Origin of the sequence: Mesorhizobium sp. M0106 (assembly GCF_040322715.1) — a bacterium.
Lineage (GTDB): Bacteria > Pseudomonadota > Alphaproteobacteria > Rhizobiales > Rhizobiaceae > Mesorhizobium.
Window position 1 is genome coordinate 73,456 of record NZ_JAMYUA010000027.1, and the last position, 9,001, is coordinate 82,456.

Consider the following 9,001-nt stretch of genomic DNA (forward strand, 5'->3'; position numbering starts at 1 on the left):
GACACGCAATCGCCTCGCAATTCGCCATCGGGCTTGCAAAACTCCCTCATCCGCTGCTCAATTCGCCGAATGAACGAACCGAACGAACGGCTCCTCAAGGCTATCGATGACCGAGCCGATGATCTGGTTGCACTGACTGCGGATCTGATCCGCTTTCCGACCATCAATCCGCCCGGCGAAGCCTATCGGCCATGTGCCGAATATATCGGCGCGCGGCTGAAGAAGCGTGGTTTTGAGATCGAATTCATCCGTGCCGAGGGCACGCCTGGCGACACTGACCGTTACCCGCGCGTCAACGTCGTCGCCCGCTTCGATGGCCGGGCGCCGGGTGCTTGCGTGCACTTCAATTCGCATATCGACGTGGTCGAGGCCGGCGACGGCTGGAGCCTCGATCCGTTCGCCGGCATCGTCAGGGATGGCAAGGTCTATGGCCGCGGCGCTTGCGACATGAAAGGCGGGCTTGCCGCCTCGATCATCGCCGCTGAAGCCTTCATGGAGGTCTTTCCCGATTTTCCCGGCGCCATCGAGATTTCAGGCACGGTCGACGAGGAGTCCGGCGGCTTTGGCGGCGTCGCGCATCTGGCCAAGCTCGGCTATTTCTCCAGGCCGAAGGTCGACCACGTCATCATTCCCGAGCCGCTCAACAAGGATCGCATCTGCCTTGGCCATCGCGGCGTCTGGTGGGCGGAGATCGAGACCAAAGGCGAGATCGCGCACGGCTCGATGCCGTTCCTCGGCGACAATGCGGTGCGCCATATGGGCGCCGTGCTGCGGGCCTTCGAGGAGGAATTGTTTCCGGCGCTCGACCGCAAGATGACGCGCATGCCGGTCGTGCCCGAAGGCGCAAAACGCTCGACCATGAACATCAACTCGATCCATGGCGGCCAGACGGAAGATTTCCGGCCCGGCCTGCCCTCGCCCAACGTGCCCGATTCCTGCCGGCTGACCATCGACCGCCGCTTTCTGCTCGAAGAGGATCTCGCTACGGTCAAGAGCGAGGTGACCGATATCCTGGAACGGCTGAAGCGCGAGCGCAAAAAGTTCGACTACGAAATCCGCGATCTGATGGAGGTGCTGCCGCTGATGACCGAGCGCGACGCGCCGGTGGTTAAGGCGGTCGCGCAAGGCATCATGGAGATATTCGACCGCGAACCGGATTACGTGATTTCGCCCGGCACCTACGACCAGAAGCACATCGCCCGTATCGGCCACATCTATGACTGCATCGCCTATGGCCCGGGCATCCTCGATCTCGCCCACCGGCCCGATGAATGGGTCGGCATTGCCGACATGCTGGACTCGGCAAAGGTGATGGCGATCGGCCTCGACGTTCTGCTGAGGGACGCCGGCCCGCGATGATCCGGCCATGGGCGAAAAAACATTCCTCCCGGCGATGGCGGACGGTACGAAACGCAATTTACTCGGCGGCGAATTCACGCTTCTATCCGCCCGGGTTTGAGCACGTGTTTTAGATATGGGGAGTTGCACGATGAAATTGTGGAAAACCATTCTGGCTGCCGCGGCGCTGGCGTTGGCCGCCGGAACCTCGGCGATGGCCGCGCGCACCGACCTGGTCATCGGCATTACGCTCGAACCCCCGCATCTCGACCCGACCGCGGGTGCCGCCGCGGCAATCGACGAGGTACTCTATGCCAATGTCTTCGAGGGCCTGACCCGCATCGGCCCGAACGGCGAGGTGCTGCCCGATCTCGCCGAAAGCTGGAGCATTTCCGACGACGCCAAGGTCTACACTTTCAAGCTGCATACAGGCGTGAAATTCCATGACGGCAGCGACTTCAACGCCGACGACGTGAAATTCTCGCTCGATCGTGCCCGCGCCGACAATTCCGTCAACGCGCAAAAGAGCCTGTTCGCCGCCATCGACAAGGTCGAGGTCGTCGATCCCACGACGGTGAAGGTCACGCTGAAGAACCCGCAGGGCTCGTTCCTCTACAATATGGGCTGGGGCGACGCGGTGATCGTGGCGCCTGAGACAGCCGACACCAACAAGGAAAAACCGATCGGCACCGGCCCGTTCAAATTCCAGAACTGGGCCAAGGGCTCGTCGATCACGCTGGTCAAGTCGGACAATTACTGGGGCGCCCCGGTGTTCCTCGACAAGGCCGAGTTCCGCATCATTCCCGATGCCGCCGCCGCCGTTCCGGCGCTGCTTTCCGGCGACGTCCAGGCCTTTCCGTTCTTCGACCCCGACAGCGTCGCCCAGGTCAAGGACGACCCACGCTTCAAGGTGGTGATCGGCTCGACCGAGGGTGAAACCATCCTGTCGATCAACAACAAGAAGCCGCCCTTCGACAAGCTGCAGGTCAGGCAGGCGATTTCCTTTGCGCTCGATCGCAAGGCGATCATCGACGGCGCCTCGGCCGGCCTCGGCGTGCCGATCGGCTCGCACATGTCGCCCGCCAGCAAAGCCTATGTCGACCTCACCGGCCTCTATCCGCACAATGTGGAGAAGGCCAAGGAGTTGCTGAAGGAAGCCGGCCTGGAGAATGGCTTCAAGGCGATGCTGAAGCTGCCGCCGCCCTCCTATGCGCGGCTTGGTGGCGAGATCATCGCCTCGGAGCTTCGCGAAATCGGCATCGATCTCGAGATCATCCCGGTCGAATGGGCGCAATGGCTGGACCAGGTCTTCACCAAGAAGGACTACGACCTGACCATCGTTTCCCACACCGAGCCCAACGACATCGATATCTATTCGCGCAAGGACTATTACTTCAACTACGACAACCCGGCCTTCGACAAGATCATCGACGAGCTGAACCTTACCTCCGACGAGGCCAAGCGCATGACGCTGCTCGGCGAGGCGCAGAAGGTCCTGGCCGATGACGCCGTGGTCGGCTTCCTCTACGAATTGCCGAAGGTCGGCGTCTGGGACGCCAAACTGCAGGGCCTGTGGGAAAATGCCCCGATCCAGGCCAACGACCTGACCAAGGTGAAGTGGACGGATTGATCGCTGACAGAAAGGCGAAAGTTGCACTCCGTCACACCCCCCTCTGTCCTGCCGGACATCTCCCCCTCATGGGGGGAGATCGGACGTCGCTCCGGTTTTCGCCAATCTCCAGCATTGAAGAGAAGACGGGCGTGGAAACTGCCAATCTCCCCCCTTGAGGGGGAGATGTCCGGCAGGACAGAGGGGGGTGGGCGGGAACGCTACCTTCGCCCAGTGCTTGCATCAGGCAGCTCATGACCGCCTACCTCCTCAAGCGCCTCGCCATCGCCGTCGTCACGCTGGTTCTGGCCTCGATGGTCGTTTTTGCCGTGCTGGAGATCATTCCCGGCGACCCGGCGCGGCTGATGCTTGGCCTGAACGCCAGTGCCGACCAGATCGAATTGCTGCGCAACCAGATGGGTCTCAACGCTCCCGTCGTGCTGCGCTACCTGCACTGGGCCGGCGGCTTGCTGAGCCTCGATTTCGGCCGTTCCTACACCTATTCGGTGCCGGTCATCGATCTGGTCCGCGAGCGCCTCGTCGTCTCGCTGCCGCTGGCGCTGATGGCGCTGGCGCTGTCCACCGTCATTGCCATTCCGGTCGGACTGTTTTCCGCCAGCCGACGCGGCCGCGCCGGCGACACGATCGCGATGGGCGCCGCCCAGCTTGGCGTCGCCGTGCCCAACTTCTGGTTCGCGCTGATGCTGATCTATCTTTTCGCCGTCTGGCTGCGGTTGGTGCCCGGCGGCGGCTTTCCCGGCTGGAGCGCCGGCGTCTGGCCGGCGCTGAAATCGCTGCTCCTGCCGGCAATCGCCCTCGCTCTGCCGCAGGCGGCGATCCTCGCCCGGGTCACCCGCTCGGCACTGATCGAAGTGCTGAACGAGGACTACATCCGCACCGCCCGCGCCAAGGGCCTGCCCTATCGCCTTGTCTTGTGGCGGCATGCGCTGCGCAACGCCATGATCCCGGTGGTCACCATTTTAGGCCTGCAATTCGCCTTCCTGCTTGCCGGCACCATCATCATCGAGAACGTCTTCTATTTGCCCGGCCTCGGGCGGCTGGTGTTCCAGGCAATCAACCAGCGTGACCTGATCGTGGTCGAGAGCGTCGTCATGCTGCTGGTTGCCGCCGTCATCATCGTCAATTTCGTTGTCGATCTCTCCTATGCGGTGGTCGATCCGCGCCTGAGAGGCCGGCAATGACGCTGCACATCGACATCCCCGACGAGAACCTTGCCAGCATCCTGGCCAAGGCGTTTCGAAACCGTTCGTTCCTCGCCGGCTTCGTCGTCACCACACTGGTGGCGGCGGTCGCGATCCTCTCCTTCTTGTGGACGCCTTACGACGTCACCAGACTGGTCATTTCCGACAAGACCCAGGCGCCGTCGCTGGCGCACTGGTTCGGCACCGACCATTTCGGTCGCGACATCCTGTCGATGATCATGGTCGGCGCCCGCAACTCGATTGCCGTGGCGCTGGTGGCGGTCGGCATCGGCATGGGCATCGGCGTGCCGCTCGGCGCCTTTGCCGCGGCGCGCGGCGGCTTCGTTGATGACGTGCTGATGCGGCTGAACGACCTGGTCTTCGCCTTTCCGGCGCTGCTTTCGGCAATCATGATCACCGCCATCTTCGGGCCCGGCGCGTTCAACGCCATCATTGCCATCGGCATCTTCAACATCCCGGTCTTCGCGCGCGTCGCCCGCGCCGGCGCCCTGGCGATCTGGCCGCGCGAATTCATCCTCGCCGCCCGCGCCGCCGGCAAGAGCACGACGCTGATCAGCATCGAACATGTGCTGCCCAACATCGCCACGCTGCTGCTGGTGCAAGGCACCATCCAGTTCGCGCTGGGCATACTGGCCGAAGCCGGGCTTTCCTATGTCGGGCTGGGCACCCAGCCGCCGATGCCGAGCTGGGGCCGCATGCTGTTCGACGCCCAGACCCGCATGGTGGTGGCGCCGTGGATGGCGATCTTTCCGGGCATGGCGATCGTCGTCACCGTGCTTGGCCTGAACCTGCTCGGCGACGGCATCGCCGACATCCTCGATCCGAAATCGCGGCGGCAGCGATGAGCCTGCTCGAAATCGAGAAGCTGTCGCTGGCCATCGGCGGCACGCCCATCCTCAGGGACATCGAGCTGTCCGTCGCGCCCGGCGAAGTCATGGGCCTGGTCGGCGAATCCGGCTCCGGCAAGTCGATGACGGCCCTCACCGTGATGCAGCTCTTGCCCTGGGCGGCACGCGCCAGCGGACGCGTTACCTTCGACGGCATCGATATTCTGGCGGCGAGCGAGGACCAGATGTGCGCGCTGCGCGGCGACGACATCGGCATGGTGTTCCAGGAGCCGATGACGGCGCTCAACCCGGTCAAGACCATTGGCGAGCAGGTTGCCGAGGGTATTCGCTGGCACACCAGGGCGAGCCGCGCGGACGCCGAGCAACGGGCGCGAAAAATGCTCGACCGGGTCGGCTTGCCGGCGGCGCAGTTCCCGCTGTCGCGTTATCCGCATGAGCTGTCCGGAGGCCAGCGCCAGCGCGTCGTCATCGCCATCGCCTGTGCGCTGAAGCCCAAGCTGCTGATCGCCGACGAACCGACGACCGCGCTCGACGTGGTGCTGCAGGCGCAGATCCTCGACCTGCTGCGCGACCTCGTCGCGGAAAACCGCATGGGGCTGCTGCTGATCTCGCACGATCTCGCCGTGGTGACCGAGATGGCGGACCGCATCACCATCCTGCGCCATGGCGAGGTGATGGATGCCGGCGACACGGCGCGTGTCCTGTCCGAACAGCTTCATTCCTATACGCGCCAGCTGGCGCAGGCCTCGATGCATGTGCCCGCGCGGGCTAGGCACAGCGTCGGCCAAGGAAAACCTCTGGTTGAGGTAGACAGCGTGACGCGCGACTATCCGGCACGGCGCATTTCGCTTTTCAAGCGAGGGGCTCCCGTCCGCGCCGTCGACGATGTTTCCTTCTCCATGGCGCCCGGCCAGTCGGTGGCGCTGGTCGGGCGCTCCGGTTGCGGCAAGTCGACGCTGGCCCGCATGGTCCTGGCGCTGGACAGGCCGACATCAGGGACAATCCGCTTCCGCGGCGATACCCTCACCGGCAAGAGCGAGGCGGAGCTGAAGCCGGCGCGGCGCGACATGCAGGTCGTGTTCCAGGACCCGTACGGCTCGTTCGACCCACGCCAGAAGGTCGAGAGATTGGTGGCCGAGCCGCTGCATGTGCTGGAGAAGAAGCCGGCGCCCGCCGCGCGGCGCGAGATGGTGGCGCATGCGCTGCACGAGGTCGGCCTCTCACCAGGCGACATGGACAAATACCCGCACGAGTTTTCGGGCGGCCAGCGCCAGCGCCTGTCGATCGCCCGCGCCATCATCACCCGGCCGAAACTGGTCGTCGCCGACGAGCCGGTCTCGGCGCTCGACGTCTCGATCCGCGCGCAGATTCTCGATTTGTTCGCCGAGCTCAACCAAAAACTCGGCATCGCCTATCTGTTCATCACCCATGATCTGACCGTCGCCCGCGCCATCACCGACGAAGTGATGGTCATGCATGACGGCAAGATCGTCGAGCGCGGCAGGACGAGCGAAGTACTCGACCACCCACAATCCGAAGCGGCCAAGGCGCTGGTCGCCGCCGCTCCCGATTTGAATCGGGCGATCGCGAAACGACTTCAGGAACAGGGGTGAGCGGACTCAGCCTTGTGGCTTGACCAAATCGGCCGGGCTGATGTCGAGCAGGTCGAGAGTGCGGCGCAACAGCTGCATTTCGCTCCCGGCGAGTTGCGAATCGGCCTTGGCGATTTCGGCCATGTGGCGGGCGAGCAGCTTGCGCCGTTCGACGTCGAGGTCGCGGAACTGCGCGACGGCCTGCGAGCCGTTGGTCTCGTAGCCGAATTCGTTGAGATATTCGATGACGCTGTCGATGCTGGTTTCGGGTATGCCGAAGGCGTCCCGGCAGATACGCCTGAAGGCGGTCATTTCGCTTTCGCTGACCGACCCGTCGGCGAGGATCATACGGAACAGCATGAGCAGCTCCGCCGACAGCACCGGATCGTCCGCCACCTTGCGCACGCCGGGGTCGCCGTCGAAGATCGAGCGTATCTGGTCCAGCAATCCCATCGCCATCAGCCCCTTCCGATTCGTTCGGAAGGTAGCGCGGAATCGGATTTGCGCAAACGGGGTGCGAATGGTGGAAAAGCCGCCTGCGTGCGCTCATTGGTGTGTGACCGCGCGCCTGATACTATGCCGCTGTACGAATCATGTTGAGGAGGGACCGAACATGAATCTCAGTGCGCCTACCCAGCTTATTTTCATTATATCCCTTGTCATCGCCATCATCGGCGTTCTCGCCGCGCTTGGCGTCCTTGCGTTCATCCCTTTGGCTGCTGTGTGGATTGTTGTCATCGCTTACATCGTGCTGGCCGCCGGCTGCCTGATGCGCGGCGCCTAAACACGTCCAGACAATCAGAATCTCAGGCAACTCGGAGCGCCCGGCCAAAACCGGGCGCTTTTGATTCCGGCGTATGGTCTGTTAAAGTCGCGTGGCGGAAGGAAAGCGCATGCCCGACAGCGAAGACGGCAGCCGCCACGAAAGCCCAGGCCTCGATCGGTTCGAGATGGTGCGGCGCGCGCCGAGCCATCGGCTTCAGGGCGTCGTCACCGACATGTGCGGCTTTCGCGAAACCATGCCAGGCCATTTCCGCGCCGTCGAATATGCCTCGCTGACCGTGCCGCTGGTCATCAGCTTTGCCGAACCCTTTGCCATTGGGCTCGGCCAGGACCCAGGCGACAATGACCGCTTCACCAGTTTTGCCTCCGGCCTTTATGCCGGGCCGGTAGTGATCGAATCCTGCGGCGGCACCTGCTGTGTGCAGATCAATTTCACCCCGCTCGGCGCTCGTCGCTTCTTCGGCCGCCCGATGAGCGAACTGACCGACCGCATGGTCGGCCTGGATGACGTGCTCGGCGTCGAAGGCATCGCGCTTCGCGAAAGGCTCGGCAATGCGCCGGATTGGAGCACACGCTTTGCCATCGCCGAAGCCTTCGTTGGCGATCGGTTGGCAACCGCGGACCGCACCCAGGCCGAAATGGTCTGGGCCTATGAGACGATCGTCTCGACGCGTGGGCGGACCCGCATCTCGACGCTGGCCGAAAAGCTTGGCTGGAGCCGCAAGCATCTTACCGGAAAATTTTCGGACGCTATCGGCACCGGCCCAAAAACGCTCTCGCGCATCGTCCGCTTCAATCATGCGCTTGGCCTGTCGAGACAGGCGAACAGCGCTTGGGCCGACATCGCCGCCGACTGCGGCTATGCCGACCAGGCGCATCTGGTACGCGAGTTTCGCGACCTGGCAGGCGTCGCGCCGACGGCGCTTGCCGCGAGGTAACATTTCTTCAAGACGCGCAACCGGCCGTCGCGCAGACTGGGTTGATCGACCAACCCGCTGAAGGAGATCAGCCATGCCGAACACCCCCGAACCACCGCGGCTTTATCCGGCGCTGCGCTACAGGAATGCCGGCAAGATGATCGATTGGCTGTGCGAGGCCTTCGGCTTCAGCGTTCGCGCCCGCTATGGCGAAGGCGACGTGGTGCACCACGCCGAACTCGCTTTCGGCTCTTCGATCGTCATGCTCGGCACGGCGCGCGACGACGCCTATGGCAAGATGGTCGGCGCGCCGGGTTCGGGTGGCGGCAAGTCGATCTACGTTGCGGTCGCTGACGCAGACGCGGCATACGCGCGGGCAAAGACCGCCGGCGCCGAGATTCTGGAAGAACTCACCGACCGCGACTATGGCAGCCGCGAATTCATCTGCCGCGATCCGGAAGGCAACGTCTGGTCGTTCGGCACCTACTGGCCGAAGGCTGACGAGAAAGCATGAACTAGTAGCGCTGCACATTCGGGATTGGCCGAAGCCTCCCAATTTCGTCATCCCTGGGCGGAGCAGGAGCGAAGCGACGCGGCGCAGACCCCAGGATCCATATGTGGACGGCGCCCTGCCTGCAACGGTTGTTTTGCGTCGTTTTCGATCGCTTGCGTCCATATGTCCGGCCTTTGA

9 protein-coding genes are annotated in these 9,001 nt (G+C 63.6%); 8 read left to right on the forward strand and 1 reads right to left on the reverse strand.

Annotated features, from left to right (window positions below):
• Positions 1–69 precede the first annotated feature (69 nt).
• From NKJ55_RS23690 to NKJ55_RS23710, 5 genes are all read left to right on the forward strand, one after another.
• Positions 70–1,359 carry an acetylornithine deacetylase/succinyl-diaminopimelate desuccinylase family protein gene (locus tag NKJ55_RS23690; protein ID WP_352451978.1) on the forward strand — a complete coding sequence of 430 codons (1,290 nt, stop codon included), beginning with the start codon at positions 70–72 and terminating at the stop codon, positions 1,357–1,359.
• Between the two features lie 130 nt (positions 1,360–1,489).
• Positions 1,490–2,968, forward strand: a complete 1,479-nt coding sequence (locus tag NKJ55_RS23695) for an ABC transporter substrate-binding protein (RefSeq protein WP_352451979.1) — start codon at positions 1,490–1,492, stop codon at positions 2,966–2,968.
• 233 nt (positions 2,969–3,201) lie between these two features.
• The gene (locus tag NKJ55_RS23700; protein ID WP_352451980.1) at positions 3,202–4,149 is read left to right on the forward strand and encodes an ABC transporter permease; all 948 of its coding nucleotides are present in this window, start codon (positions 3,202–3,204) and stop codon (positions 4,147–4,149) included.
• The gene (locus tag NKJ55_RS23705) at positions 4,146–5,015 is read left to right on the forward strand and encodes an ABC transporter permease (RefSeq protein WP_352451981.1); all 870 of its coding nucleotides are present in this window, start codon (positions 4,146–4,148) and stop codon (positions 5,013–5,015) included. The genes NKJ55_RS23700 and NKJ55_RS23705 overlap by 4 nt, the downstream gene beginning before the upstream one ends.
• Entirely contained in the window at positions 5,012–6,631 is a 1,620-nt protein-coding gene (locus tag NKJ55_RS23710; protein WP_352451982.1) for an ABC transporter ATP-binding protein, read from the forward strand. Before NKJ55_RS23705 ends, NKJ55_RS23710 begins: the two co-directional genes overlap by 4 nt.
• Before the next feature lie 6 nt (positions 6,632–6,637).
• On the opposite strand, the gene NKJ55_RS23715 is transcribed toward NKJ55_RS23710, so the two are convergent.
• Positions 6,638–7,069 carry a TerB family tellurite resistance protein gene (locus tag NKJ55_RS23715; RefSeq protein ID WP_352451983.1) on the reverse strand — a complete coding sequence of 144 codons (432 nt, stop codon included), beginning with the start codon at positions 7,067–7,069 and terminating at the stop codon, positions 6,638–6,640.
• Between the two features lie 154 nt (positions 7,070–7,223).
• Here NKJ55_RS23715 and NKJ55_RS23720 point away from each other — a divergent pair, with 154 nt between their 5' ends.
• The 3 genes from NKJ55_RS23720 (at position 7,224) to NKJ55_RS23730 (ending at position 8,824) form a co-directional block, all read left to right on the forward strand.
• Positions 7,224–7,394, forward strand: a complete 171-nt coding sequence (locus NKJ55_RS23720) for a hypothetical protein (RefSeq protein ID WP_352451984.1) — start codon at positions 7,224–7,226, stop codon at positions 7,392–7,394.
• 109 nt (positions 7,395–7,503) lie between these two features.
• The gene (locus tag NKJ55_RS23725) at positions 7,504–8,331 is read left to right on the forward strand and encodes a helix-turn-helix domain-containing protein (protein ID WP_352451985.1); all 828 of its coding nucleotides are present in this window, start codon (positions 7,504–7,506) and stop codon (positions 8,329–8,331) included.
• 73 nt (positions 8,332–8,404) lie between these two features.
• A complete protein-coding gene (locus NKJ55_RS23730) occupies positions 8,405–8,824 on the forward strand; it encodes a VOC family protein (RefSeq protein ID WP_352451986.1) in 420 nt (139 codons plus the stop codon).
• Positions 8,825–9,001: the final 177 nt, after the last annotated feature.

What these genes read in the sequence shown, in the direction of transcription:
- NKJ55_RS23690 (WP_352451978.1), top strand. Translation starts at nt 70, where the DNA reads ATGAACGAACCGAACGAACGGCTCCTCAAGGCTATCGATGACCGAGCC.
- NKJ55_RS23695 (WP_352451979.1), top strand. Translation starts at nt 1,490, where the DNA reads ATGAAATTGTGGAAAACCATTCTGGCTGCCGCGGCGCTGGCGTTGGCC.
- NKJ55_RS23700 (WP_352451980.1), top strand. Translation starts at nt 3,202, where the DNA reads ATGACCGCCTACCTCCTCAAGCGCCTCGCCATCGCCGTCGTCACGCTG.
- NKJ55_RS23705 (WP_352451981.1), top strand. Translation starts at nt 4,146, where the DNA reads ATGACGCTGCACATCGACATCCCCGACGAGAACCTTGCCAGCATCCTG.
- NKJ55_RS23710 (WP_352451982.1), top strand. Translation starts at nt 5,012, where the DNA reads ATGAGCCTGCTCGAAATCGAGAAGCTGTCGCTGGCCATCGGCGGCACG.
- NKJ55_RS23715 (WP_352451983.1), bottom strand. Translation starts at nt 7,069, where the DNA reads ATGGCGATGGGATTGCTGGACCAGATACGCTCGATCTTCGACGGCGAC.
- NKJ55_RS23720 (WP_352451984.1), top strand. Translation starts at nt 7,224, where the DNA reads ATGAATCTCAGTGCGCCTACCCAGCTTATTTTCATTATATCCCTTGTC.
- NKJ55_RS23725 (WP_352451985.1), top strand. Translation starts at nt 7,504, where the DNA reads ATGCCCGACAGCGAAGACGGCAGCCGCCACGAAAGCCCAGGCCTCGAT.
- NKJ55_RS23730 (WP_352451986.1), top strand. Translation starts at nt 8,405, where the DNA reads ATGCCGAACACCCCCGAACCACCGCGGCTTTATCCGGCGCTGCGCTAC.